General features: G+C 48.9%; 19 protein-coding genes. 14 read left to right on the top strand and 5 right to left on the bottom strand.

The annotated features are described in order from the left end of the window. Window positions 1–397: 397 nt before the first annotated feature. Window positions 398–1,006, top strand: a complete 609-nt coding sequence (locus tag BMY16_RS04280; RefSeq protein ID WP_091840328.1) for a porin family protein — start codon at window positions 398–400, stop codon at window positions 1,004–1,006. Between the two features lie 98 nt (window positions 1,007–1,104). On the opposite strand, the gene BMY16_RS04285 is transcribed toward BMY16_RS04280, so the two are convergent. Then, entirely contained in the window at window positions 1,105–1,692 is a 588-nt protein-coding gene (locus tag BMY16_RS04285) for a porin family protein (RefSeq protein WP_091840330.1), read from the bottom strand. A gap of 160 nt (window positions 1,693–1,852) precedes the next feature. Continuing rightward, entirely contained in the window at window positions 1,853–3,148 is a 1,296-nt protein-coding gene (locus BMY16_RS15800; protein WP_091840331.1) for an OmpA family protein, read from the bottom strand. Window positions 3,149–3,316: 168 nt separating this feature from the next. Between BMY16_RS15800 and BMY16_RS04295 the strand changes: the two genes are divergently transcribed. Genes BMY16_RS04295 through rbr form a run of 3 tightly spaced genes read left to right on the top strand, consistent with a single transcriptional unit; the run spans window position 3,317 to window position 7,734 of the window. Further along, window positions 3,317–5,254: a PAS domain-containing sensor histidine kinase gene (locus BMY16_RS04295; protein ID WP_091840333.1), complete on the top strand. Its 1,938-nt coding sequence runs from the start codon at window positions 3,317–3,319 to the stop codon at window positions 5,252–5,254. Next, the gene (locus tag BMY16_RS04300) at window positions 5,251–7,155 is read left to right on the top strand and encodes a sensor histidine kinase (RefSeq protein ID WP_091840334.1); all 1,905 of its coding nucleotides are present in this window, start codon (window positions 5,251–5,253) and stop codon (window positions 7,153–7,155) included. The genes BMY16_RS04295 and BMY16_RS04300 overlap by 4 nt, the downstream gene beginning before the upstream one ends. A 36-nt stretch (window positions 7,156–7,191) precedes the next feature. Further along, on the top strand, window positions 7,192–7,734 hold the full coding sequence (gene rbr / locus BMY16_RS04305) for a rubrerythrin (protein ID WP_091840548.1): 543 nt from the start codon (window positions 7,192–7,194) through the stop codon (window positions 7,732–7,734). Here the strand turns inward: rbr and BMY16_RS04310 are convergent. Then, a complete protein-coding gene (locus BMY16_RS04310; protein WP_091840550.1) occupies window positions 7,731–8,789 on the bottom strand; it encodes a UDP-N-acetyl glucosamine 2-epimerase in 1,059 nt (352 codons plus the stop codon). The two genes, rbr and BMY16_RS04310, sit on opposite strands and share 4 nt — an antisense overlap. Before the next feature lie 124 nt (window positions 8,790–8,913). On the opposite strand from BMY16_RS04310, the gene BMY16_RS04315 reads away from it, so the two are divergent. Both BMY16_RS04315 and BMY16_RS04320 read left to right on the top strand, forming a co-directional pair. After that, the gene (locus BMY16_RS04315) at window positions 8,914–11,616 is read left to right on the top strand and encodes a ligand-binding sensor domain-containing protein (RefSeq protein WP_170835996.1); all 2,703 of its coding nucleotides are present in this window, start codon (window positions 8,914–8,916) and stop codon (window positions 11,614–11,616) included. A gap of 289 nt (window positions 11,617–11,905) precedes the next feature. Next, complete coding sequence (locus tag BMY16_RS04320; protein WP_091840337.1) at window positions 11,906–12,505, top strand: riboflavin synthase; 600 nt, start codon at window positions 11,906–11,908, stop codon at window positions 12,503–12,505. On the opposite strand, the gene BMY16_RS04325 is transcribed toward BMY16_RS04320, so the two are convergent. Continuing rightward, window positions 12,491–13,138: an HAD family hydrolase gene (locus tag BMY16_RS04325; RefSeq protein WP_091840339.1), complete on the bottom strand. Its 648-nt coding sequence runs from the start codon at window positions 13,136–13,138 to the stop codon at window positions 12,491–12,493. The genes BMY16_RS04320 and BMY16_RS04325 overlap by 15 nt on opposite strands. A 19-nt stretch (window positions 13,139–13,157) precedes the next feature. Beyond that, window positions 13,158–15,788: a 4-alpha-glucanotransferase gene (locus tag BMY16_RS04330; RefSeq protein WP_091840340.1), complete on the bottom strand. Its 2,631-nt coding sequence runs from the start codon at window positions 15,786–15,788 to the stop codon at window positions 13,158–13,160. Between the two features lie 120 nt (window positions 15,789–15,908). Between BMY16_RS04330 and mltG the strand changes: the two genes are divergently transcribed. The 8 genes from mltG to BMY16_RS04370 all read left to right on the top strand — a co-directional run bounded on the left by mltG (window position 15,909) and on the right by BMY16_RS04370 (window position 26,688). Further along, window positions 15,909–16,934 carry an endolytic transglycosylase MltG gene (mltG, locus tag BMY16_RS04335; RefSeq protein ID WP_091840551.1) on the top strand — a complete coding sequence of 342 codons (1,026 nt, stop codon included), beginning with the start codon at window positions 15,909–15,911 and terminating at the stop codon, window positions 16,932–16,934. Window positions 16,935–17,033: 99 nt separating this feature from the next. After that, a complete protein-coding gene (locus tag BMY16_RS04340) occupies window positions 17,034–18,776 on the top strand; it encodes a glutamine--tRNA ligase/YqeY domain fusion protein (RefSeq protein ID WP_091840342.1) in 1,743 nt (580 codons plus the stop codon). Next, entirely contained in the window at window positions 18,777–20,204 is a 1,428-nt protein-coding gene (locus tag BMY16_RS04345) for a tetratricopeptide repeat protein (RefSeq protein ID WP_091840343.1), read from the top strand. 2 nt (window positions 20,205–20,206) lie between these two features. After that, complete coding sequence (locus BMY16_RS04350; protein WP_091840345.1) at window positions 20,207–20,845, top strand: DedA family protein; 639 nt, start codon at window positions 20,207–20,209, stop codon at window positions 20,843–20,845. An 80-nt stretch (window positions 20,846–20,925) separates the two neighbouring features. Further along, complete coding sequence (locus BMY16_RS04355) at window positions 20,926–21,993, top strand: mannose-1-phosphate guanylyltransferase (protein ID WP_091840347.1); 1,068 nt, start codon at window positions 20,926–20,928, stop codon at window positions 21,991–21,993. 8 nt (window positions 21,994–22,001) lie between these two features. Then, on the top strand, window positions 22,002–23,087 hold the full coding sequence (gene gmd / locus BMY16_RS04360; RefSeq protein WP_091840349.1) for a GDP-mannose 4,6-dehydratase: 1,086 nt from the start codon (window positions 22,002–22,004) through the stop codon (window positions 23,085–23,087). Window positions 23,088–23,177: 90 nt separating this feature from the next. Continuing rightward, window positions 23,178–24,377 (top strand): GDP-L-fucose synthase family protein, encoded by a 1,200-nt coding sequence (locus BMY16_RS04365; RefSeq protein WP_091840553.1) that lies wholly within the window; start codon window positions 23,178–23,180, stop codon window positions 24,375–24,377. A 136-nt stretch (window positions 24,378–24,513) separates the two neighbouring features. After that, complete coding sequence (locus BMY16_RS04370) at window positions 24,514–26,688, top strand: LruC domain-containing protein (protein ID WP_170835998.1); 2,175 nt, start codon at window positions 24,514–24,516, stop codon at window positions 26,686–26,688. Window positions 26,689–26,724: the final 36 nt, after the last annotated feature.

A 26,724-nucleotide genomic window follows, 5' to 3' on the forward strand; every position in this document is an offset into this window, starting at 1 on the left:
GTCATATTCATCTATAGTCAGATAACTACGTTTACTGTGTTTGAGCGATGCGAGATTCGGATCATCGTGCATCAGCATCATGACCTGCCGCCAAATAAGATATGCCTGCCTTGCGGGCTTGGATTTAGGCCGTTTTAGCATTAACTTTGTACTCAGATTCGAGCCGACCGGATGCGGACTGAACGAAACTCGTAAGGGGACGCAGAGTCATACCGCGGACGACGCTGTGAAACTCGTAAGGGGACGGAAGGAAACTCGGTGGCAAAAAACAAACAAATTTCTTAATAAATCTCAAGGAATACGGCAGAAATTAAACAATTATATTAAAATTACTTGGGTGATTCAGAAAAAGTGTGTACTTTTGCAGCGTTTTAAACAAAAAAAACGATTTTAGCTTATGAAGAAATTAATGTTATTCGCAGTCATGATGCTCTGCGCTATGACCGCAAGTGCACAACAGGAAGTAGGAAAATTCTCAGTGGCCCCAAAGGTTGGTCTTCAACTTTCTACCGTCACCAAGATTGACAATTCAAAAATGAAGCTGGGTTCAGTGGCTGGTGCCGACTTCAACTATCAGGTAGCAGAGAAATTTGCTGTTAGCGCAGGTCTCTTCTACTCTATGCAGGGTTGCAAGTATGATTTCACGGAAATAGATGGTTCGAAGATTGACGCCAACGTAAAGCTCGAGTACATCAACGTTCCCATCATGGCTCAGTACTACGTGATTCCTGGTCTGGCCCTCAAGGCAGGTGTTCAGCCCGGCTTCAACGTGAAGCACAAGATCAAGACAGAGAGCGGCAAGGTTTCTGTTGAGGGCGACATTGACGACTTCAAGTCATTCGACCTGTCTATCCCCCTCGGCGCTTCTTACCAGTTTGGCGACTTCATGGTTGAAGCTCGTTACAACCTCGGTCTGACAAAGCTCTTTGATTCAATCGACGACAAGAGTCACAAGAACAGCGTGTTCCAGGTTACATTCGGCTACGTCATTCCTTTCGGAAAGTAATCTGAATTGAGCGTCACAGCATGTGGCGTTTCACATTCATCAAATAAATAATCCCCGCCAAGAAAGCTTGGCGGGGATTTAAATTTCGTGATTGGAAATTAGTTATTGAACGGGATGATGTAGCCGACAGTGAACTGGATCACACTGTTCTTGCTGCTTTCACCATTATCCACAATCTTGGTCAGACCTAAGTTGTAGCGGGCATCGATAACAAAATTGCTAAACTCGTAAGAAACACCGAGGGGGATTGAGAAGTCGAAAGTCTTGAAATCGGTATAGTCCGACTCTGCAGAGCTGCCACCAGACTCAATTTTAAACTTATGCTTCACATTGAAAGCTGGCTGAATACCTGCCTTGAGGGCCAGACCAGGAACCACGTAGAACTGAGCCAGAATGGGGATGTTGATGTAGTCGAGCTTCGCCGTCGTTTTTATACCATCATCCTTGCTTTTTGCACCCTGCATAGAGTAGAACACACCTGCGCTAACAGCAAATTTCTCTGCTATCTGATAGTTCAAGTCAGCACCAGCCACGAGACCTACCTTCATGCTGGCATCATTGGCGTCGGTAACTTTGGCCAGGTTGATACCTACTTTCGGTGTCACAGACCATGTTCCGACTTCCTGTTGTGCACTTGCGGTCATAGCGCTGAGCATCATGACTGCAAAGATCATAAATTTCTTCATAAGCTAATTGTTTTTGGTAATACTAATTATGTTGCAGTGATACAACTTTTTATTTCTTGATAAATTGGCTTGCGCTCTGCGCTCACCGTTTGATGAATTGGCTTTGCCGATTCATCGGCGCGCTTCGGCATAGATTGAGAGCGAGCTCTCATCTCTGCTCTCACCGCTTGATGAATTCTACGCGGCGGTTCTTGGCGCGGCCTTCGTCGGTCTTGTTGTCGGCAACGGGCTCGTGAGAGCCTTTACCCACAGCACGCATGTTGAAGGGATCGCAGCCTAAGCCTTCGAGGGCCTTGACGACGGACTCAGCGCGCTGCTGTGAGAGCGGATCGTTGATGGCGTCAGAGCCTTGATTGTCGGTATGTCCCTGTACCTCGAAGCGAGCCGTCGGGTTCTTCTTCATATAGTCAGCCACCTTCTGGATCTCGGCCATCGACTCGGGCTTCAGCGTAGCCTTACCTGTCTCGAAAAGGATGTTGTTCGTCACAAACTTACCCGTCTCGGCAATAGCCTTCTCAACGGCAGAAAGATCAGTAGTCTGACGCTCATAGAGTTCTACAGCACCCTTGGCGAGCACTACATTAGCAACGCCTCGGTAGGGATTTTCATCCTGAATAATGAATACGAAACGAGCAGGCGCTGCTACATTAGGCAGATTGATGAAGCGGTTTCCATTGACGTAGAGTTTGAAGGCTCTTTTGTTGAATGAGATAGCAAAATGGTTCCACTGACCAATCTTGATAAATTTCTTCATATGATCCCAGTCAAAACTGCCTGTGACATTCTCATCCACGCCACCACCTTTCTTAAAGCTGTAGTTGCCATAGAAATCTGGATTACCTGGGCGATACCTTTTATAAATATGGCCGACTTCGCTTCCGTTTGCGTCATAGAAATTAAAATCAGATGGAAAATCAGCTATATCTCCACTCTTACAGAAGAACTCATCCCACTCCAGTGTGAAGACCTCGGGCAAGTAAGATTTCATATTCTCCATCAAAGGAGAAAACCTAGAGTCAGGGGCATTGCTGTGCAAATACTTCTTTCCGTTGATAGCAGCTGTCTCAAGACTACCTTCACTGATATCCCACTTCGACGGGAATTCGCCCATCTGCTCGTTAGCGAAATCATCCTCGAAGAGAATCACGCTACCGCGAACGAAGTCGCTCTTCTGGTTCTGAGCTACGGGCGTATCGTCGCCAGACTGCTCCGTCACCTCGGCATCCTCGTAGTCGGCATCGTTGGATTTTGAGCTTTTGTCTTTCTTCTTACCGTCGAGCACATTGTCCATAGCGTCGCTGGTCTCGCGGTCTACCTTATTCTCTACTTTACGCGTTACGGCGTTCTCTGCTGCGTTCACAGCCCTGTCCTTAAGTCTGTTCAGCCAGCTCTGGGCGTTGGCACTCAGTGTGCATGCAAATGCTACGATGAGCATCAAGAAAATACGTTTGATCATAATTTTTAGTCTTTTAGTGATTGATTTATCGGCGACAAAGATAAGATTTTTTTCTGAAACTTCCAAACTTTTCCCTAAAATATTTGCACGTTCCAATTTTTCTTCGTATCTTTGCCACACAAATAACTATCTAACGGATTTTTTACTAAATAGACAATCATCTGACCTATGGCAACAGATACGGACAGTAAAAAGCAAAAAGCGCGGTTGGCACTGATCTTGAGAACAGGCCGACTGAGGATATGGTTTTATTACCCAGCCACGCGCCACTATTGCTACTTGTCGGAAGCAGGCGACTACGAACGCGAATATAACCCCTCGGAATTTGCCAAGCAGTTTTACCGCGAGGACCTTGAGAAGATGCGCAGCATCATCTTTGACATCTGCGACGGTAAACAAGACTCCGCAAAGGCGACCCTACGCAGCAGTGCGAAAAAGGAGTCGGAATGCAACCATTATGAGGTATCCATCTCAGTTGTCAGCCGAGGCGACAACGGGCTTCCCACCTCGCTGATGGGTATCCAGCACGATGTGACAGAAGAGTATCGTCGACAGGAGAAGACCAGGCAGTTGCTCCTGCGCTACCACACCATCTTCAACTCGTCGATGCTCGACATGCTGTATTACGATAAAAATGGTGTGCTGAGCGACATCAACGAGCGCGCCTGTGCAGCCTTTAACGTAAAGAGCCGCGAACAGGTGCTCGACGGCAGCTTCTTGTTGGAGAACAACCCCTTCTACAGTCAGATACCGCTGGAGCAGATGACGAATACGCTGACGGGCAGTATCATCAACTTCACAAAATTTGTGGAAAAGAAATACCGGCTTGATGAGTTCCAGCTGACGGGCAAGATGTACTACGAGTCGACCATCAACCCCATCCGCAACGAGCAGGGTGAGCTGGAGGGCGTCTATATGTCGGGGCGCGACATTACGGAGATGGTGAACTCTTACCATCGCCAGCAGGCGGGTGTGAAGAAGCTGCAGCAGGGAACGGACAGCATCAAAGAGTATATCGCCAACATCGACTACGCCCTGAGCGTGAGCGGCGTGCAGCTGGTGAACTATTACCCCAAATCCTATACCTTCGAACTCATCAACAGAGAGACCCACAAGCGGCTCCACATGTCGCAGCTGCGCTGCATCCGCCTGGCTACAATGCGATTCCGCCGTACGGTGAACAGTGCGCTTAACAGGATGGACCACCTGACGAAACGCGGCATTGTGCAGGCGATAGAGATAGAGATACGCGACAAGAAGGGAAGACAGATATGGCTGTTGTTCAACATGGTACCCATGCTGAATGCCCAGGGCGAGGTGGAGCGCTATTTCGGCACCTACCGCGATATCACCGACATGGTGGAGACAGAGCAGAGGCTGGCCATAGAGACCAAGAAGGCACAGGAGACAGAGGTGCTGAAGCAGGCTTTCCTGACGAATATGAGCTACGAGATACGAACGCCACTGAACAACATCATCGGCTACGCAGGACTCTTCACGAGCCATCATGAGGAGAGCGACGAGCCCTTCTTCATGGAACAGATCAAGCACAGCACCAGTGAGCTGTTGCTGCTCGTGAACGACATCCTATATATCTCGCGCCTGGAGGCCAATATGGAGGAATACAAGACAGAGACTGTGGATTTCTCCACGAGATTTGAGGAGATTTGCCTGAACGGCCTTTCAACCATCAATCAAGGCGTAAAGCCCGTCATCGTACAGCCCTACAACAAGCTGGTGGTTGACATCGACACCAATCATCTGGAGATAATTATCCAGCGCCTGTGCAACTTGTCGTGTCTGATGACCACCCAAGGCTCGATCAGTATCAGCTACGAATATCATCGCGGTGAGCTGACCGTCCGTTTCGACGATACGGGCATAGGATTCGCACCCGAGGTCATGCCCCACGTCTTCGATCACTTTACACGCAACATAAGAGGTGGACTGATCGGTTCGGGACTCGACCTGCCGATCGTGCAGCTGCTGGCGCACCAGATGGGTGGCAACATCGAGATTCAGTCGGAATATGCCAAAGGCACAAGTACATGGGTATCGATACCCTGTACGGCCTCAGTCATTGAAAAGAAAAGAACAGAGGTATGAGTACGAAGAATATGTTTGACGAGCAGGAGGCCATGACGATGGCGCTCGACATCAGCGGCAACCACGTGATGTGTTTTGACATACGCGAGAACCGTGTGTACGACATTCACGGAAAGTCGTTGTTTGGCAATAATGTGGGCATAGAGGTGTGTTATACTTATGTCCATCCAGACGACTGCGATAAGTTTCGTAATCTCATCAAGCGCCTGAGTGACGGCACCGATATGGAAGCCGAATGCCATTACCGATGGAACTTCAACTATACCGGCAAGGGCGAGCCAGACTGGCACAGCTATCACCTTGTGGCCATTGCCGAATATGAAGACGACAAGCCCGTGAGCATCATCGCCACCATTACTGACGAGACGGAGCCGAAACGGAAGGAACGGGAGGTTGAGCAGTTGTCGGAGAGATACAGGTCGATCTTCGAGAACTCCATCATCGGTATGTCGTTCTATACCCCAGAGGGCAGGCTGGTGGATGCCAACCGCATCATGCGCCGCATCTGTAACTTCGACAGCGATACGGGCGATGAGTTCTTCTCAAAGTTGAACCTGTTTGAGATATCGCCGTTCAACGAGGTGCTGGACCGCGATCATCCCGAGGACTACTGGGCCTGTTCGCTGAGTATCATTCCCGAGAGGAACATGCACGTGTATCTAGAAATCAGCGTACACCCCATCTACGACGAGAACGGACAGCTGATATACATCTCTGTAACGGCTAACGACGTGACAGAGGAGCGCAACATGTACCTGAAAGTGATGGAGAACGATGCCAGGATGAAGAAGATGAACGAGGCCATCAAGAACTACGAGGCCGAGTTGCGCTATATGCTCGAGGCTTCGAAGATGCAGACCTGGCGCATCAGTCTGGAGCGCGAGACCTTAGAGTTTTATAATGGTCTGAACACTGTAGCGCGTTCGTTCAACCTGACTCAAGTGCAGAAAATCTTCGTCAATCAGGAGGAGGACTTTGTGAAGGCTCTGTCGAACCCCTCAGAAGCCCTGAAGAAACCACTCATATATATCGGGCAGATGCATCCCATGGTGACACAGAGCTCTACCGAAAAGCAATGGGTGCAGATCAACTGTATTCCCGAATACGATAAAAACGGACACCTGTTGGGAGCCTTTGGCGTATGGCGCAACATATCCGACCTGATGCGCAAGCAGGACCTGTTGCGCAGCGAGACCCAGCGCGCCAAGGAGTCGGGACAGCTGAAGAGTCTCTTCCTGGCCAATATGAGCCACGAGATCCGGACACCTATCAATGCGATTGTGGGCTTCTCGGAGGTGCTGTCGTCGCTGACATCGTCGGAGGAGAAAAAGGAGGTTATCCAGATTATCAAGAACAACTGCGACATGCTGCTGCGCCTGATCGACGATATCCTCACAGCCTCATCGCTGGAGACAGGAGAAGTGAGCATCAAGCCCGTAGAGGTGGACTTCGCCAAGACATTCAACGAGCTGTTTGAGACGCTGCGACCCAGAGTGCAGGAAATTGGTGTGGACTTCTTGAAAGACAACCCCTATCCCACCCTGACGATCAAGGTTGATGCCAGCAGGTTGACGCAGGTCATCACCAACTTCCTCACCAATGCCGTGAAGTATACCCATCAGGGACATATCAAGCTGGGCTACCATCTGGAGACCAGGGCAATGGGCGGCAAACAGCATGAAGGCCTATACCTCTACTGTGAGGATACCGGCGACGGTATCCCTCTGGAGAATCAGCCCAAGATCTTCGAGCGGTTCTATAAAGTCAATGATTATATCCAAGGAACAGGACTGGGACTGGCCATCTGTAAGGCCTTCGCAGATGCCTGTCACGGCGACATCGGCCTCATGTCGGAAGGTATCGGCAAAGGCTGCACATTCTGGATGTGGATCCCATTATAACGAATCATTATTCAACAAACTAAACAAATAAAGATGATGAAAGAACTGAAAGGAACAAAGACAGAGAAAAACCTGCAGGAAGCATTTGCAGGCGAGAGTCAGGCACGTAACAAGTACAGCTACTGGGCTTCGAAGGCCAAGAAGGACGGCTACGTGCAGATTGCAGCCATCTTTGAGGAGACGGCCAATAACGAGAAGGAGCACGCCAAGATGTGGTTCAAGTTGTTGGAGGGCGGTAGCATCAAGAGTACACCCGAGAACTTAGAGGCAGCTGCCAACGGCGAGAACTTCGAGTGGACCGATATGTATGCCCGCATGGCTCAGGAGGCTCGTGAAGAAGGTTTCGACGAGATTGCCGAGAAGTTTGAGGGTGTGGCTAAGATCGAGAAGGAGCACGAGGCCCGCTATCGTAAGCTGCTCGACAACATCAAGAAGGAGCGTGTGTTCTCGAAGGATGGTGACGTCATCTGGCAATGCTCGAACTGCGGCCATATCGTCATCGGCAAGAAGGCCCCCGAGGAGTGCCCCGTTTGCAACCATCCACAAGCTTACTTCCAGGTAAAAGCCGAGAATTACTAAACAAGGATTTGTAGGATCCTGTCTGCTGTGCGTCCATCCCAACGATCGGGAAGGGCGCACTTTTTCCATTCACCCGACACCATCTGAGCGACGGCAGTATGCAGCTTTTCGGCATCCTCCCCCACAAGTACGTTGGAACCCACAGTCACCGTCTCCTGATGTTCCGTATAATTGTTCAGCGTGATACAGGGAACACTGTTGAACGTGGCTTCTTCCGACACGTTACCCGAATCGGTGATGATGCCCTTGGCGTGGGCCGTGAGCCAGCCAAACTCCAGATAGCCGAGTGGATCGACCACCTCGATTGGTAATCCCATAGTCTCCACCACCTTACGCGCTTCACCACGAAGGGGAGCGATGATGGGGACATTGCCTGAGGCCTCAACCATCGCCTGAAGCATACGCTGGAGATTGGCTTGATTTGCGATGAGGGCCTTACGGTTGAGGGTGAAGACGATGTACTCACCTTCACGGATATCTGGCAGCGATGCGGGTCTCTTAAAACGGTTGTAGTTGAAGCGCAACGTATCCATGAGGATATTGCCCACCATATAGGTCTGCGAGTCACTGGACTGCTCGCGGTTAGCAATGCCCGTAGAGCGCACACCTGCCGTGAAGAGATAGTCGCTGAGGGCATCAATCACGAGACGGTTGATTTCCTTTGGCATGTTAATATTAAAGGAACGTGTGCCTGCGACGAGATGGGCCAGACGGATTCCCCGTTTTTTGGTGACGATAGCTGCCGCCATCGTGGAGGCAAGGTCGTCGACGACGATCACCACATCGACGGGATGATCATCGAGGAAGCGGTCGAAGGCAGCCATCACCTGACTAGTAATCTCATTCAGACTGGTAGACGAAACACCTAGATAATATTGTGGTCGCGACATCTGGAGATCGTCGAAGAGCGAGGCTTCGAGCGTGGGGTCATCCTCTGTGCCGGCATAGACGAGTAGGCACTGTGCGTCGTCGCGGCGGGCGATGGCCCGGACGAGTGGCGACACCTTGACAAAGTTGGGTCTTGCGCCCGCTAAGATACATATTTGCTTCTCCATAAGGCATGAATTTCTTTTTATTCTCATTTATGCCGCAAAGATAAGAAATTTTCGCGAAATAATTTGGTTATTACATTTTTTTTTTATAATTTTGCAGAGTAATATGATAACAGACTATTACCTTATGAATAAGAGTTTCAGACATATACAACAGCTGCTTATGCTATGGCTGCTCCTGCTACCGCTCACAGCAGGCGCCCAGCCGCTGCGGGCTATCCACACCCACCTCTCCACCAAGGACGGCCTCTGCAGCAATGCCATCTCCGCGATAAGACAGGATGATTACGGTTACCTCTGGATTGCCACCTGGAACGGTCTCTCACGCTATGACGGCTACGAGTTCTACAACTACCGCATGGGTAGCGGCAGCGGCGTAAAACATCTGCACAACCGCCTGCTCGACATCCGTATCGACCAGTTCCAGAACATTTGGATGCACATGTACGACAATCGTGTGTTTGTGCTCAACCGCCATACCGATAAGATTATCAACCCCTTCGAGGGGAAGGTTGGTTACGAGGAGTTCCTTCTGGGCAGTAGAATCCTGACCACCTCAAAGGGTGAGGTGCTGTTGAACATCCGCGACGTGGGTCTCTATGTGGCACATCTCGACCCTAACGACGGACTGAAGTCCACGTTGGTCGACACCCACGGCATGAAGATTGGATGTATGGCCGAGGGCGTTGATGACGATGTGTGGCTGGGTACGACCCAGGGGATCTATCGCGGCATCCGCAAGACGATGGCCCTCGACACATTATCAATACTAACTCATGAAGAGGTGACAGCCCTATGCGTCAACGCCTATTCCCTCTATGCCGCCACTAAACAAGGTGCCATCTACAGGATCACCTTCCCCACAAAAATCCAGCAAATCAGGAAACCCACTGGAAAGACGGTGTTCAACATGTTCTTCGACAGTCACGGTCTGCTGTGGTTCTGCGACGACCAGATGGGTGCCTCGTATCTGAACATCGAGACGGGCAAAGAAAAGCACTTCCAGCAGTTTGTGCCCGTGCCAGAAAGAGACGGTCGCGGCGGTGAGTTCAATGAGGTGAACGACCGCGTTTGGATTCTGATGAACAACGGCGGCTACGGCTACTACAACCGCGAGGCCGACTGCGTGGAGCACTTCTATAACGACCCCATGGAATCATGGAGCATCTCGAACACCGTCTACGCCTCGTTAGAGATGCCTGAAGGTGTGGTGTGGGAATCGACGAGCAGCCGCGGACTCGACAAGTTGGAGTTGCAGAAGAATAACATTGTACGCAGGAAACCCATCCCCAATGCCACCTCTACGGAGGAGAACGAGATTCGAGCGATGTACTACGACAAAGAACGTAAGCTGCTGCTCTTAGGCAACAAGCGCAGTAGCCTGTTCCTCTACCACGACAACGGTCAGAAGAGCGTCATCACCCACGACTCAAAAGGCGACCCCTTAGGACGCCTCTACGGTATCTCGAAAGACTCGCAGGGGAACTACTGGATCTGTTCGAAGGATAACGGTGTCTATAAGATGATGCCCAACGGCAGTGGATGGACGCTGAAGAACTATCGCCACGAGGATGGTAACCCCATGAGCATGAGCAGCAGTGCCGCCTATGAGGCTGTGGAGGATAAGGATGGTAACATTTGGATCGCCACCTATGGCGGCGGCGTGAATCTGCTGACAAAGGAGAACATGGCGAAGGATGCGTTCCTGCATCCCCTGCGCGGTATGGCAGACTATCCAGAAAGAGCCTACCAAAAGGTGAGAACCATCGAGGCCGACCCAGACGGTAAAGTGTGGGCAGGTACCACCGACGGTATTCTTGAACTCTCGTATGAAAACAAGAAGGTCGTGGTAAAAGAACTGGAGATGTCGACAGAAACAGGTTCTGCACCCCTGAGCATCGACATCATCTGTATCCGTCGCGACAACAAGGGGTCGATGTGGGTAGGCACCAACGGTGGCGGCATCGCCCACACACACAATAAGGATAAGAACGGCCGCTGGGAGATGCACATCTTCGATGCAGGCAACGGACTGCCGTCAGAAGAGATTCGCAGCATCACCTTTGACGAGAAGGGTAACACTTGGTTTGCCGCCGAACATATCATCTGCTCGTTTAATGCCGAGAAGCACATCTTCACATCCTTCGCAGAACTCGACGGTCTCGACGATACACGTATCTCAGAAGGCGGTGCCATCATGACCGGCAACGGCAATATCCTCTTCGGTACACTCGACGGATATTATGAGGTGGACCGCCAGAAGCTGATGGCTTCGGACGGAGCTCTACTGAAGCTGCAGATTACAGGATTCCTGTTGAGCGACGAATGGCAGAGTCCCCGTCTGGGCAGCAAGATAGACTACTACGTACCGGGCAGCACGCATGTGAGAGTTCCCTCTGAAGCCAGCAATTTCGGTTTCCGCTTTGCAGCGATGAACTACCAGTTGCAGCATCGCGTACATTATCAATATATGCTTGAGGGCTACGACAAAGACTGGCGCAATGCAGAGAAGGACCGGACTGCCACCTATTTCGACGTGCCCTCAGGCACCTACGTTTTTAAAGTTAAGGCATTCCTGTTGGAGTCGCCCGACAAATATGATATCCGAAGCATCGAGGTAGATGTGAGGAGCGCCCTACCGTTAGGACCTTTATTCAAGTGGGTGCTAGGCATCATGTTGTTGCTGTTGACAGCCTTCTTCGTTTATAAGTTCAACAAGGAATTCAAGCGGAAGATTGAATTCCCTGTAGAGAAGAAGTCCGACAAGGGCGACGATGAAGACAGTTATGAGATTATCGACGTAGACAAATTGGGAGAAGAAGAACAATAAAAAATGCTAAAAGGTTTGGCTGATTCAAGAAATAGCCGTATCTTTGCAAACAGAAAAGAATAAGAGAACGATAATACGGGTCGTGCCGCATAGATCGGGATACTCTACATTAACAAAAACAAACCGGGATCGTTTCCCTTGCCAATGGCGGGCCACAGTCATCCCCACGGGAGAGCAGTAATGCCGGTGGATTACAACAGCAGGGAGCACCCACATCGTGTGAAACAGGAGTTTTCACCAAATCATCGGCACGAACCCGCTTTTTTTATTAAAACAATTTTATATCGATATGTTTTCTGGAATAGTTGAAGAGTTTGCTACGGTTGTAGCGATAAAGAAAGACCGCGAGAATATTGATTTTACGTTGAAGTGCTCGTTTGTCGACGAGCTGAAGATTGACCAGAGCATCGCTCATAACGGCGTGTGCCTGACGGTGGTGGAAATCAAGGACGGCACCTATGTGGTAACGGCCATGAAGGAAACCCTCGACCGCTCGAACCTCGGTCTGCTAAAGGTAGGCGACAAGGTGAATGTGGAACGCTCGATGCTGATGAACGGACGATTGGACGGTCATATTGTACAGGGGCATGTGGACGAGACTGCAAAGTGTATCGCGATGGAGGATGCCGATGGTAGTACTTACTTCACATTTGAGTATCCCGAGGATCGTGAGATGGCGAAGAAAGGCTACTTCACGGTGGATAAAGGCTCGGTAACGGTAAACGGTGTCAGCCTGACGGTCTGCAATCCCACTACGAATACTTTCCAGGTGGCCATTATCCCCTACACCTTTGAGCACACGAACTTCTGTGACATCAAGGTGGGAACGGTCGTCAATCTGGAATTTGATATTCTCGGCAAGTATATTGCGAGATTACAGAGTCTGTAAGAGTTCTGACGGAGCGGAGATGAAAGTCTTCGCTCCGTTTGCTTTCAGGAAGTCCTTGTCGCGAAAGCCCCATAGTACACTGATACAAGGCAGACCGGCATTCGCTGCCGTCTGGATATCCACATCGCTGTCGCCAACATAGACGGCGTTTTGCTTTTCTACGCCTAACTGGCGAAGAGAGGCAATGACGGTATCAGGGGCGGGCTTTTTGCGAATACCGGCAGCTTCGTTCTCACCGATGGCCACCTCGATGGTATCGGAGAAGAAATGCTGACAGAGTTCCTGTGTAGCTGCCATCATCTTATTACTCACCACAGCCAGACGGCACCCTTTGGCCTTTAGGGCTGCCAACGTCTCAGGGATACCCTCATAGGGACGTGTGGTGTCGAGTGAATGCTGCATGTAATAGTGGCGAAAGGTGGCGAAAGTAGCCTCAAACTGAGGATTGGCTTCGCCTTCGGGAATAGCCCGTTCCATCAGTTTCCTAACACCATTGCCCACAAAACGACGCACATCGTCGATAGTGTGTTCAGGCATACCATGCGTCCGCAACGCATAGTTCACGGATGCCGCCAGATCACCTAACGTATCCAACAGCGTCCCATCCAAATCAAATATATAAGTCGAAAACACCTTTTACCTTTTTACTTTTTTACCTTTTACTCCTCGTAATGATCGTACGCACCTTATTATTATATTTGTCGGCCTTCAGCAGCTCGTCGATGGTGAGATGCATGCGATACTTCCAATGGTTATAAGCATCGCTGGGCACGTTGATACGCTCCTCTCGTGGATGTTTCGAGCGCAGTTCCCCATCCATCGCCAGCCAGTCTTGTAAGGAGAGGATGCACAGCATCGAGGGACAATAGAGGTGGCGTGCGATAATCTCCTCAGCCAGATGAGCCGGCAGATGCTCTGGTGCTCGTCCCTGTTTCTGAAGCATGGTGATATAGAAACGTTGGGTTCGCTCGGGATTCTCCTCCCACCAAAGGCGCAGAGGCGACATATCGTGGGTAGAGAAAGTAGCCACGCTGCGATAGGGATTACCATCAAGATGGGTAAACTCAAAGCCGCTCTGCTTGGGCATCGACTGAATCTCGAGCGTAAGGATGCGGAGATTGTCGAGTACAGGAGCCACACAGTCGGGCAACATTCCCAAATCCTCAGCACAACAGAGCATACGCGTCTCACCAAACACCTCACTCAAACGATGCATTGCCAGATCGCCCCAGAAGAGGTTGTGGCGCTGATAGTAATAGTTGTTGTACAGGCGCATGAAGGCATCTTTATCCTCAGCTGAGAGTGATTCAAATACAGGCTCCTGAAGAACGCCGATACGTGGATGATACATCTCTGGTTGTTGGGGATCTTCAAGGAAGAGTACACTACTGATGAGGCGATAGAGCCCATCGCGAATCCAGAGACTGTTCTCGTCTCCCCTACCCTCAAAGGCATCGCGTATCTTCTTCTGAGTGTTGTATTCTGCCTTCAGGTCGTAGAGGCCATAGGCACGAAGAACAAGGAAGTTCTCGCGAACATAAGGTGCATGCATGCCAAAGAGACGATCGAGCACACGGTCGTTGATGAAGGGCTTGGTGAAGAGAGCTTTTCTGAAGGGAAGACCAAAGTATTCTATCTCTTCCACCGTCATCGGCAGTGCGGGTGAGAAATGACCCAAAACACCAAAGACAGCATCCTCGGGAATCTCCCAGATACGGAAGAAGCCCAACACGTGGTCGATACGAATGGCATCGAAATATTGAGCCATCCAGCGAAGCCTGCGGTGGAACCAGTCTACCAGATTCTCACCTTTCGATTTTTGTTTTTCACTCCAATCATAAGTTGGGAATCCCCAATTCTGACCATAATGGGAGAAAGCATCTGGAGGTGCACCTGTCTGGGCATCGAGATGGAAGAGTTCTGGATGAGTGGCCGTCTCCACACTATTCCGATTCACCCCAATCGGCACATCACCTTTAATGATAACTCCCTTCGAACGGGCATAATCGGCAGCCGCTTTCAACTGGAGGTGAAGGTGATACTGGAGATAATAAACCATCTGCACTGGCTGCTTCAGCCACAGTGCATAAGGTTCCAGCCAATCCTTATTATCGTCAAACCAAGTCTGGAACTCTTTGGAGTCAAGCGTCTGCTGACCACGTTCTGAAAATATCTCTTGAACATAGACGGACTTCACACGATCCACCGCTTCATAATCACTATAATTGAGATTGTTAAGTTCCTGACGCTGACGACGATATGCCGTCATCTTCGCCTTACTCTTAAGCGAGCCCAAAGCCTCAAGATCGATGTAATGTGGATGGAGCGCGAAGGCTGATACGATGTTATATGGATAGGAGTCGCACCAGTTGTGAGAGGACGTTGTATCGTTGACAGGCAGAATCTGGATGACCTTCATCCCTGTGGTTACAGCCCAATCGACGAAGTGTTTCAGATCGCCGAAATCGCCCACGCCGTAAGAACGGTCTGTACGCAAAGAAAAGACAGGTACAGCCACACCGGCAGCACGCCAAGTCCGTTCCTTCACCCTGAGGTTTTCACCATAAGCAACCAATACCGTTCCATCAGGTACCGCATTCTGGTCGGGTGGCAGAAGCCCCTCGGTAGTGCGGTTATCACCCTCCTCCCATGTCAGCAACGCATGGGTTGCATCATCAACAATCACATATTTATATTCGATGGGCAATAGTACAGCATCGACATTGACGGAGAGCAGCCAGTCATAACAGCCTATATGCTCCATCTTCAGATAACGCGCTGGATTCCAACTTCCTAAGGCAGGATGGTTTCCGATAACCGCCAACGACTGTCCCTTCAGCAACTGAGGGGCAGAGACGCGGAAGATAACGGTCTTTCGATAGAGCGGCACCCGCAAGGCCTTTACCTCCTCCTCTTGAGGCATAAAGGCCATCGTCCTATAGGCTTGACTGTAAAGATGATATTGAAGAGGCACCTCGCGCCATAGATCGGCCATCACGTAGTTCTTCGAAGAATCAAAATAAAAGGTACGTGGTATCGCAGTCCACTCTTTTCGCAGAACGTGGCCATCGGCATCCTCTACCTGATAATAATAGGAAAACGACACAAGGGGATGCTGTCGCGACTCATGCGCAGAGGTTTCCAATTCCCACTGCCATCCGTCGCTGGTAAGCATCATCTGCCGACTCGAGCGCTCTGTCCCGTCAAGGCTGCGGTAGGTGATATACACAAAGAGGTTTTCGCCCCATTTTGTGCCATAGTTAATAGCAAACTTCAGTTTCATAAGCCATATTTTCATGCAAAGATACAAATAATTGCGAATAAATCACGAATAATTAAGAGAATTTTGTAACTTTGCGAAGAAATGTCGTAACTTTGCAGCAATTTTAGAAGAATCATGAAGATCAAGAAGTTAAAAAAGAAAGTTTACCTGATACCTATCGTTATCTGTCTCATAGGTATCCTGCTCCTGGGCTACTACTTTTTCATGGATAGTTTCTCAAAGGTAGAAGAGACGACGTATGTCTATATCGACGATAACGACAACATCGACTCTGTCTGTGCGAAACTGAGTCCCATTGCCAATGCCCACGCCATGATGGCCTTCCAGACGATGGCCCGTCACGGTGGATATGCCGAGAAGATTCGTACAGGCCGCTATGCTATCGTACACGGCGAGAACACCATCACCATCTACCGTCACCTGAAGAATGGCCATCAGGAACCCGTCATGCTGACGATTCCCGAGAGTCGCACGACAGACAGACTGGCCGGTGCGTTAGGGAAGAAACTGATGATGGATAGTACGGCACTGGCCATCTGCCTGAAGGACAATGATTTCTGCCAGCGTTGGGGATATGATACGACAACCATCGCTTGTATGTTCGTGCCCAACACCTATGAGGTCTATTGGAACACCACCATCGAGCACCTGATGGACCGTATGCAGAAAGAGCACCAACGATTCTGGAATAATGAGCGTCAGGCCAAGGCCCAAGCTATCGGACTAAGCCCCAACGAAGTATGTACAATGGCCAGTATCATCGATGAGGAGACTGCCAACAATGCAGAAAAGCCCATGATTGCAGGTATGTACCTGAACCGCCTGAAGACAGGTATGCCTCTGCAGGCAGACCCCACGATTAAATTTGCCATGCAAGACTTCGCCCTGCGTCGCATCTATCATGATATGTTGACCTATAACAGTCCCTACAACACCTACCAGAACATAGGGCTGCCCCCTGGTCCCATTAAGATTGCTTCGGTGGCAGGTATCGATGCTGTTCTGAACAGGGTGAATCATGACTATCTGTACATGTGTGCTAAAGAGGATTTCTCTGGTACTCATAATTTCGCCAAGACCTATTCAGAACACTTGAAGAATGCCGCCAAATACAGCAAAGCACTCAACGAACGGGGAATCAAGTAAAGGGAAAAAAGCAAAAAGGTAAAAAAGTAAAAAGGTTCTTGCAGGAGTTTCGAGAAAAATTCGTAATTTTGCAGCCGCAAATAAAAGATAAGGTATAATATGGAAGAGAAAATACTGAATGAGAGTGAGGAAAAGAAGTCTGTCAGCTTCATCGAGCAGAAGGTGATCAACGACTTGGCAGAAGGTAAGAACGGAGGCAGGATGCAGACCCGTTTCCCACCAGAGCCCAATGGTTATCTACACATCGGACACGCCAAGGCTATCGCCATCGACTTCGGTCTGGCCAAGAAATACGGTGGATTGTGTAACCTCCGCTTCGACGATACAAACCCCATTAAGGAAGATACGGAATATATCGAGAGCATCGAGCACGATATCAAGTGGCTGGGATTCCAGTGGGCCAACATCTACTATGCCAGCGACTACTTCCAGGAGTTGTGGGACTTTGCCGTGTGGCTCATCCAGCAAGGCCGTGCCTATGTTGACGAGCAGAGTGCTGAGGTCATCGCCCAGCAGAAAGGTACAACCACCAGTCCAGGAACCAACAGTCCTTTCCGCAATCGTCCTATTGAGGAGAACCTGAAGCTCTTCGAATTCATGAACAGCGGCAAGTGCGAGCCAGGAACACTCGTCCTGAGAGCAAAGATTGATATGACTCATCCCAACATGCTCTTCCGCGATCCGCTGATCTACCGCGTACTGAACATCCCCCATATCCGTACAGGCAACAAATGGAATGCCTACCCCATGTACGACTTCACCCACGGCCAGAGCGACTATCTGGAGGGAGTAACCCATTCCTGGTGTACGTTGGAGTTTGTAGAGCATCGTCCCTTGTACGATCTGTTCGTTACCTGGATGAAAGAATGGAAGGGTGAGACCGATAATATCGAGGACAACCGCCCGCGCCAGACGGAATTCAACAAGTTGAACCTGAGCTATACGCTGATGTCGAAGCGCAACCTGTTGGCATTGGTGAACGAAGGTCTTGTGAACGGATGGGATGATCCCCGCATGCCAACCATCTGCGGTTTCCGTCGCAGAGGCTACAGTCCCGAAAGTATCATCAAGTTTATCGATAAGATTGGCTATACCACTTACGATGCTCTCAACGAGATGGCTCTTCTGGAGAGTGCTGTCCGCGATGATCTTAACAGCCGCGCCATTCGCGTCAGTGCTGTATTGAATCCGGTGAAAGTAGTTATCACCAATTATCCAGAGGGACAGATTGAGCAGTTGACGGCCATCAACAATCCAGAGAACGAGGCCGACGGTACACATACCATAGAGTTCAGCCGTGAACTCTGGATTGAGCGCGATGATTTCCAGAAGGAAGCCGAGAAGAAGTTTATGCGACTGGCTCCCGGTAAGGAGGTACGTCTTAAGAATGCCTATATCATCAAGTGCGACGAGGAACACCCGTGCGACGAGGACGAGAACGGCAACATCACAACGATCTACTGCACCTACGATCCCGAGTCACGTAGCGGTCTGCCTGGCTCTAACCGCAAGATCAAGGGTAAGACGCTGCATTGGGTAAGCTGTCAACACGCTGTAAAAGCAGAGGTGCGACTCTATGAGCGTTTGTGGAAGGTTGAGAACCCACGTGACGAGATGGCTGCCATCCGTGAAGCACAAAACTGCGATGCCGTCACCGCTATGAAGCAGATGATCAATCCTGACTCACTGAACATTCTGAAGGAGTGTTACATCGAGCCCTATGCCGCCACAATGAAGCCTCTCACCTACCTGCAGTTCCAGCGTATCGGCTACTTCACACCTGATGCAGATTCTACGCCAGAGAAGCCTATCTTCAACAAGACCGTAGGACTCAAGAGTTAAATGCGACAAGACGAACTTGCATATTTTGATAGTGAGGATTTCCGTGAAATCCTGAATAAATACGAAGAGTCGGCCAAGTCGGGGCATCCTGTCTATATGGATGCCGACGACTTGGCTGATATCGCTGACTATTATCAGTATAACGGGCATCCCGAAGAGGCTGAAACGGCTATCGACCTGGCCCTAAGCTACAATCCACAAGCCGTGGGACCGTTACTCTATAAGGCTCGCGAGGCTTTGACGCTTCGCGACTATGACACTGCACGCGAATATGCCAGTCGTATCCAGGCTGCCGATGCCTTAGAATCGCTATTCCTTAAAGGTGAGATTCTGATATCTGAAGGCAAGGAAGAAGAGGCCGACGCCCTTTATAGGCAGTATATGAAGGAGGAGGTCATGACAGACGAGCTGATGGACTATGTCTATGATGTAGCCAACATTTTCTCAGAATACGGACTTCACGACAAGTCATTCGAATGGATGTGCCGCTCACGAGGTGATGACTCAGACGAGTTCAAGGAGCTGATGGCCCGTACACTCTTCGGTTTAGGCAAATACAAGGATAGCGAACGTATCTTCAACGAACTGCTGGACCATGACCCCTACTCCACCCGCTATTGGAACGCACTAGCCAGTGTCCAGTTCATGCAGGAGGACTACAATTCAGCCATCACCAGCAGCGAATATGCCATCGCCATTGATCCTAACGATGCAGAAAGTCTTTTGTCTAAAGCCAATAGCCTTTATAACTTAGAGAACTTCGAGACAGCTCTCTCCTATTTCCAGAAATACTCTGAGAAGATGCCCAACGACGAATTCGGTTTCTTACATCAGGGTACCTGTCTGATTAATCTCGGCCGCTTTGAGGATGCGATTAGTATTCTGGAGAAGGCGGAAGAGGTGGCGAGTCCAGAATCACAATATATGCCGGATATCTTTCAGGAGTTAGCGTTTGCCTATAGTGAACTACATCAGCCCGACACCGCTATCTACTATCTCGACAAGACCGACAATCTGGACTGCGACCACATCAACATACAGATTATCAGGGGGCATGTATACTTAGCCAATAAACGACAGAAAGAGGCCGAAAGCACTTTTAGAAAAGCGCTTGTAGACTCAGGGAACTCGCCTAAGGTCATGCTGCGTATCATCGTCAGCCTCTATGACAATCAATATCTGCGTTCATCATATATGCTGTTAAAGAGTTTCTTCAAATATATGGACGACGATTGGAAAGACGGCTATGCCTATATGGCACTGTGCTGTCTGGACATGAAAAAAGACGACGAATTCCTACACTATCTAAAGTTGGCCTGCGAGAAGAATCCCAAAGAAGCCAGAACGGTGTTAGGCAGTTATTTCCCCAAGGGCACTGAGCCCAAGGACTATTACGATTATATGATTAACAAACTAAGCAAGAAATAAATATGAGTTTCATCACTAATATCCTGAACAGCCTCGGCTGGTATCCCACAATTTTCATACTGATGCTGTTGGAAAGTACGGTAGTTCCAGTACCTTCAGAGTTTGTAGTAACCCCTGCCGCCTATCATGCCGCCAGTGGATCACTGAATGTATTCTTAGTGATTCTATATGCCACTCTGGGTGCCGACATCGGTGCAAGCATCAATTACTTTGTCGCCCTATATGTTGGTCGGCCTGTGGTCTATAAGTTTGCTAATAGCAAGTGGGGCAAGATGTGTCTGCTGAACCAAGAGAAAGTCGAGAAGAGTGAAAAATATTTTGACGATCACGGCGTAGCCGCTACCCTGACAGGCCGCTTTGTGCCCGTTATCCGTCATCTGATCTCCATCCCTGCCGGTCTGGCTCGGATGCATTATGGCAAGTTCCTGCTCTTCACCACCATCGGTGCCGGTGGCTGGCACAGTGTTTTGGCAGCGATGGGTTGGTATCTGCACGCTATCGTCCCTGAGAATCAGTTGAACGAGAAAATCAGTGAATATGCGGAATATATCAAAATCGCTATCCTCGGTCTCCTCTTGGTGGCCGTCATCTACTTCGTCATCAAGGCGAAAATGAAGAAAAAGCAAGATAAAGTAGCTTAAATAGAGATTTTTATCAAAAAATTCTTTATTTTCCAAAATTATTTGTAATTTTGCCGATTATTATCAACAAATTGTTAGTTATGGCAAAGACAAACAATCATCTGGTCATCATGGCAGGCGGCGTCGGCAGCCGGTTCTGGCCCATGAGCACATCTGAGAATCCCAAGCAGTTTATAGATGTACTTGGTGTAGGAAAAACCTTACTTCAGCTTACCGTGGAGAGGTTTGGAAATTTGGTCAAGTCAGAAAACATCTGGGTGGTGACAAACCAGAAATATGCAGATATCGTCAAACAACAACTGCCCGATATGCCTGTGGGGAACATCCTATGCGAACCCTGCCGCCGAAACACAGCTCCATGCATCGCCTATGTCAGCTGGCGCATCAAGTCAAAGGATCCTAAGGCCAATATTGTTGTAACGCCTAGCGACCACATAGTAACGAATACAGCTGAATTCCAGCGTGTCATAAAAGAGTGCATGCAGTTTACCAGTGAAACGGATGCCATCGTTACCTTAGGTATGAAGCCCAATCGTCCAGAAACGGGTTACGGTTATATCCAGGCCGATCTGAGCACCAGTTCCTTACGTAACAAAGAAATCTACCGTGTGGATTCCTTTCGTGAAAAGCCCAATCTGGAGACTGCGCAGGAATATATCAAAAGGAACTATTACTTTTGGAATGCTGGTATCTTTATTTGGAATGTAAGTACTATCGTTAACGCTTTTCGTATCTACCAGCCCACCATGTCCAAGATATTTGAGTCGATGCTCCCCATCTACGGCACGGATAAAGAACAGGAAGAGATTAACCGTCGCTTCCCCGAGTGCGAGAACATCTCCGTTGACTATGCCATCATGGAGAAGGCTGAGGAGATCTTTGTCTGTCCTGCCGACTTCGGCTGGAGCGACCTAGGTACATGGGGCTCTCTGCACGAGCAAAGCAAGAAGGACCTCTATGGAAATGTCAGCATTGGCGAGGACATTAATCTGATAGAAAGCCATAACTGTATCGTCCACACCACCCAGGAGAAAAAAGTCGTCATCCAGGGACTCGACGGTTATATCGTAGCAGAGAAAGACAACACGCTCCTCATCTGCAAGCTATCTGAGGAACAGCGAATCAAACAATTTTCAGGAAACGATTAAACATTAATATGGATAAAAAAGTTGCTCTTATTACAGGTATTACCGGACAAGACGGTTCTTATCTGGCAGAATTCTTAATTGAAAAAGGTTATGAGGTACACGGACTGATGCGCCGTTCCTCTTCATTCAACACCGCCCGTATTGAACATCTGTATCTTGATGAATGGGTACGTGATATGAAGAAATCCCGTCTGGTGAATCTTCACTGGGCAGACATGACGGACTCGTCATCGCTGATTCGTGTTATCTCAAAGGTTCGTCCTACGGAGATTTACAATCTGGCTGCCCAGAGCCATGTGAAGGTATCATTCGATGTACCGGAATACACAGCCGATACTGATGCCAACGGTGTTTTGCGCTTACTGGAAGCCGTACGTATCTGTGGCTTGGCCGATACCTGTCGCATTTACCAGGCCTCAACATCCGAGCTTTATGGTAAGGTACAGGAGGTTCCCCAAAGTGAGACCACTCCCTTCTACCCCCGTTCTCCATACGCCGTAGCCAAACTCTATGGTTTCTGGATCATGAAGAACTATCGCGAGTCATATAATATGTTCTGCTGCAATGGTATCCTCTTCAATCATGAGAGTGAACGTCGCGGTGAGACATTCGTAACCCGAAAGATTACGCTGGCCGCAGCCCGTATTGCTCAAGGCTATCAGGACAAGCTCTATCTTGGTAATCTCAACTCACTCCGTGACTGGGGATATGCCAAGGACTATATAGAGTGTATGTGGCTCATCCTTCAACAGCCCGAGCCAGATGACTTTGTGATTGCCACAGGTGAGTATCACACAGTTCGCGAATTTGCCACATTGGCTTTCAAGGAGGTAGGCATCGAACTCGAATGGCGTGGCGATGGTGTTGACGAGAAAGGTTACGACAAAGCTACGGGCAAGTCGCTCGTTGAGGTCGATCCAAAATACTTCCGTCCCGCAGAAGTTGACCAGTTGCTGGGTAATCCTGCCAAGGCCAAGGCTAAGTTGGGTTGGAATCCGCAGAAGACATCCTTCCCTGATTTGGTGAAGATCATGGTTCAGCACGATATGAAGTTCGTGAAGAAACTCTTCCTTAAAGCTCACATGGACGAATAATTATTAGGCACGGATTACACGGATTAACACTGCTTTTATAGCCGTGTCTTTGAAAAAGCCGTGTAATCCGTGCCAAAATTAAAGATGATCATGTTAAATAAAAATTCTAAAATATATGTGGCAGGCCACAATGGTTTGGTGGGTTCAGCTATATGGAATAATTTGCTTCAGCGAGGCTACACCAATCTGGTTGGTCGCTCCCACAAGGAACTCGACCTCACAGATCAGGTGGCAGTAAAGAAGTTCTTCGACGAAGAACAGCCTGAGGCAGTAGTGCTTGCAGCAGCTTTCGTAGGTGGTATCATGGCCAACTCGCTCTATCGCGCTGACTTCATCATGATGAACATGAAGATTCAGTGTAACGTTATCAGCGAGGCCTATGCCCATGGGGTAAAGAAACTGCTTTTCCTGGGCAGCACCTGTATCTATCCTAAGAATGCGCCCCAGCCCATGAAGGAGGATTGTCTGCTGACATCGCCCCTGGAATATACCAACGAGGAATATGCCATCGCCAAGATTGCGGGCCTGAAGATGTGCGAAAGCTACAACCTACAGTATGGCACCAACTATATTGCCGTGATGCCCACCAACCTCTATGGTCCCAACGACAACTTCCACTTGGAGAACTCCCATGTGATGCCAGCCATGATGCGCAAGATCTACCTGGCTAAACTCATCCATGACGAAGAATGGGATAAGATCGCCATCGATCTGAACAAACGCCCTGTGGAAGGAGTTACAGGCGAAGGTCTTCTCTCACCTCTCACCTCTTACCTCTCACCCCGCCAGAAGGTCCTCGACATTTTGGCCAAATACGGTATATATAATAATAAGGTGGTACTTTGGGGAACTGGAACCCCGCTTCGCGAGTTCCTATGGAGTGAAGATATGGCTGATGCATCCGTGCATGTGCTGTTGAACGTGAACTTCTCCGATATTATTGGTATCGAGAAATACTCCAGTGTCCATTATGGTGCAAGCACCGATGGCGCTGTTGACAGAAACCATTCTGCAGGCCGAGGTGGTGCCATTCCCCAATTAGGGGAGATCCGCAACTGCCACATCAATGTGGGCACAGGTAAGGAGCTCACCATTCGCGAACTCTCCGAGTTGGTTGTAAAAGCTGTAGGTTTCGAGGGCGAGGTTGAGTTTGATGCCTCCAAGCCCGATGGCACCATGCGCAAACTCATTGACGTATCAAAACTCCATTCTCTCGGCTGGACTCACAAAGTGGAGATTGAGGAGGGTGTACAGAAATTGTTTGATTGGTACCAGAACTCTTTGGAATAACCATTTCGGCAGCCCCAAATAATAAATATTGTTAAAGGCGAAAGAAAAATCGACGATATTTACCTACAAATAGAATTTTTTTGCTATATTTGCGCTTTACATTAGCCATTTAAGTTACATTTAAATTTGTATGAATATGAGAACGATGAAGTCTTTTTCATTATTGTTCATGACAACAATGATGATTTGGGGTTGTTCGAAGACCGACTTGTATCAGGGAAACAATCAAGACCCTGATCCAGAGCCAACGCCTGTCAAGCCAGAAGCCAATTTGTTCGATTTTTCAACAACCCAGTCTATCAATTTGGGCGTAGATTACTCTGCTTGTAAAGCAGGTGCCGTATGGTTCAGCATCTATGCCGAATACCCTTTGTCGGATGACACTGACCCTGTATTGAAGAATGACATCCAACCAGTATTTGAGGCTTTCACAAACACCTCTGGTATCTTTAATGAGATTGTTACGCTTCCTGCTTACGCAGAGCATCTCTATGTATACACAGGTAACTTCTTTGTGAAGGATCAACTGTTGGAGTGCGACGTACTGAGTGGTTCTGCCAAAGTGACAGCCCAATCTTCAGCCGCGGCTACCCGTGGAGCATTTGCTAGGACTCGCGGCGAAGACGGCACCCAGACTAGGAGTCTTGAGACGCTTTACCAATTGAGCTACATCGTAGACTGGAGAACTGGTGACAAGACAGACACAAGGATCTACAAAGACTGGCATACACCTCTCGGGACGTGGGATGCTAATACAGGAAGACCCTCATACCTGATGGCAAGCAGCGACGAGAGTTATTCGAAAATGGCATTCACAGAGGCAGAGATGAAAAGTATTAAGCAGACCATCGGTAATACTTTGGTCAATAAGGGTCATTGCCCCATGAAGTACAGGCAAGCGTATGACCTTGCATTGACTGAGACAAGCGAAGTGGCTGTTACCGTGGTTGGAGGCAATACCTGCTGGAACAGCACTATGGGCTACTATTATTATCCAGAGGGGCAGACACCGACAAAGCCTGAGGATCTGAACATCATCATGCTGTTCCCCAACACGCAGGATGGTATGTCGGATTTTATTGCTAAAAGATCTGGCTCAGGAGACAAATACAATGGGAACGTTGCCCTCCAGCCTGGCGATATGGTTCAGTTGATGTACTATCCAAACATTGCCAATGGTGACTACTCTGGTGCTACCAAGGAATTCCCCAAAGGAACAAGAATCGGATTTATCCTGAAATCAAATGGCTGGGGTATGCAGAAGCCTGTAGGCAACAAGAAATACCACAACATCTACCTTGGTGATTTGAAAGGTACTAAAATCTCACGCCAGTACAATTCTTGGGCATCGAGTACGGATGGCCTGTCGTATAGCACTGACGATGCAGAGCAGAACACAGCGGATAAAGGAACCTATGGAATTCCAAACCCAACTGGTCAGGCTCGTACAGCGAAGTTTGCCTATCAGAACGCAGAAGGAAAGCAGTATGCTATTGTGTCGTTTGAGGACGCTTGCAACGATGATGATTTCGATGATTTCATCTTGGCATTAAAGCCTGTAGGTGTGTTTGAAAATCTTCCCAACCCAGAGGAAAAAGAGACAAAGACGACTGGTGTCTATGCTTTTGAGGACCTGTGGCCCGCCAAGGGTGATTACGACATGAACGATGCCGTAGTGGACTTTGAACAAGTATGGAATTGGAAGACACCTGATGTAAATACAACAGAATCCAAGATCTATAAGGAGACAGTGAAGCTGACCACCTATCAGAACTACGTAACACTCAAGAGCGGCCTCGCAGTGACTATTGATAATAAGGAGGCTCCTACCAGCGTCAAGATGAAGACCATCAAGGGTGCTGATGTAAAAGAAGCAAGCTTTGAGAAGGACGGCAATACCTATCTCCTGACCAATGATATCACAGGAACCCTTGGCACACAATTCGTTATTGAGTTCGAATACAGTGGTGGCATTACGAATAATCAAAAAAGCAAAGTCAAGCCATTCATTTATAGAAATGAGGATGGCGGCCGTTGGGAAGTCCATATTCCAAAAGAAGCACCAACCAACAAGATGATTACATCTTATTTTGGCACGTTAGATGACCTTTCCGATCCTTCTAAAGGCATCTACTATGTCAGAGAAGGAAACTATCCCTTTGCATTCTTCCTCAGTGGCACAACGATCGAGCCGTTTAAGAAAACCATCCTGGTGAGAGACAACGAGAAGAAGCCTATCAATGAACTTTATCCAAAGTTCCTCGAATGGTCTACCTCAGGAGGTAAGAACAACAATGATTGGTATAAATGAATAAAGAAGCCCGCCGATTTGGCGGGCTTCTTTATT

This window comes from Prevotella sp. ne3005 (assembly GCF_900110085.1).
Taxonomy (GTDB): Bacteria; Bacteroidota; Bacteroidia; order Bacteroidales; family Bacteroidaceae; genus Prevotella.

Coding starts and splice junctions, on each gene's coding strand:
- BMY16_RS04280 (WP_091840328.1), top strand. CDS start 398: ATGAAGAAATTAATGTTATTCGCAGTCATGATGCTCTGCGCTATGACC.
- BMY16_RS04285 (WP_091840330.1), bottom strand. CDS start 1,692: ATGAAGAAATTTATGATCTTTGCAGTCATGATGCTCAGCGCTATGACC.
- BMY16_RS15800 (WP_091840331.1), bottom strand. CDS start 3,148: ATGATCAAACGTATTTTCTTGATGCTCATCGTAGCATTTGCATGCACA.
- BMY16_RS04295 (WP_091840333.1), top strand. CDS start 3,317: ATGGCAACAGATACGGACAGTAAAAAGCAAAAAGCGCGGTTGGCACTG.
- BMY16_RS04300 (WP_091840334.1), top strand. CDS start 5,251: ATGAGTACGAAGAATATGTTTGACGAGCAGGAGGCCATGACGATGGCG.
- rbr (WP_091840548.1), top strand. CDS start 7,192: ATGAAAGAACTGAAAGGAACAAAGACAGAGAAAAACCTGCAGGAAGCA.
- BMY16_RS04310 (WP_091840550.1), bottom strand. CDS start 8,789: ATGGAGAAGCAAATATGTATCTTAGCGGGCGCAAGACCCAACTTTGTC.
- BMY16_RS04315 (WP_170835996.1), top strand. CDS start 8,914: ATGAATAAGAGTTTCAGACATATACAACAGCTGCTTATGCTATGGCTG.
- BMY16_RS04320 (WP_091840337.1), top strand. CDS start 11,906: ATGTTTTCTGGAATAGTTGAAGAGTTTGCTACGGTTGTAGCGATAAAG.
- BMY16_RS04330 (WP_091840340.1), bottom strand. CDS start 15,788: ATGAAACTGAAGTTTGCTATTAACTATGGCACAAAATGGGGCGAAAAC.
- BMY16_RS04340 (WP_091840342.1), top strand. CDS start 17,034: ATGGAAGAGAAAATACTGAATGAGAGTGAGGAAAAGAAGTCTGTCAGC.
- BMY16_RS04345 (WP_091840343.1), top strand. CDS start 18,777: ATGCGACAAGACGAACTTGCATATTTTGATAGTGAGGATTTCCGTGAA.
- BMY16_RS04350 (WP_091840345.1), top strand. CDS start 20,207: ATGAGTTTCATCACTAATATCCTGAACAGCCTCGGCTGGTATCCCACA.
- BMY16_RS04355 (WP_091840347.1), top strand. CDS start 20,926: ATGGCAAAGACAAACAATCATCTGGTCATCATGGCAGGCGGCGTCGGC.
- gmd (WP_091840349.1), top strand. CDS start 22,002: ATGGATAAAAAAGTTGCTCTTATTACAGGTATTACCGGACAAGACGGT.
- BMY16_RS04365 (WP_091840553.1), top strand. CDS start 23,178: ATGTTAAATAAAAATTCTAAAATATATGTGGCAGGCCACAATGGTTTG.
- BMY16_RS04370 (WP_170835998.1), top strand. CDS start 24,514: ATGAGAACGATGAAGTCTTTTTCATTATTGTTCATGACAACAATGATG.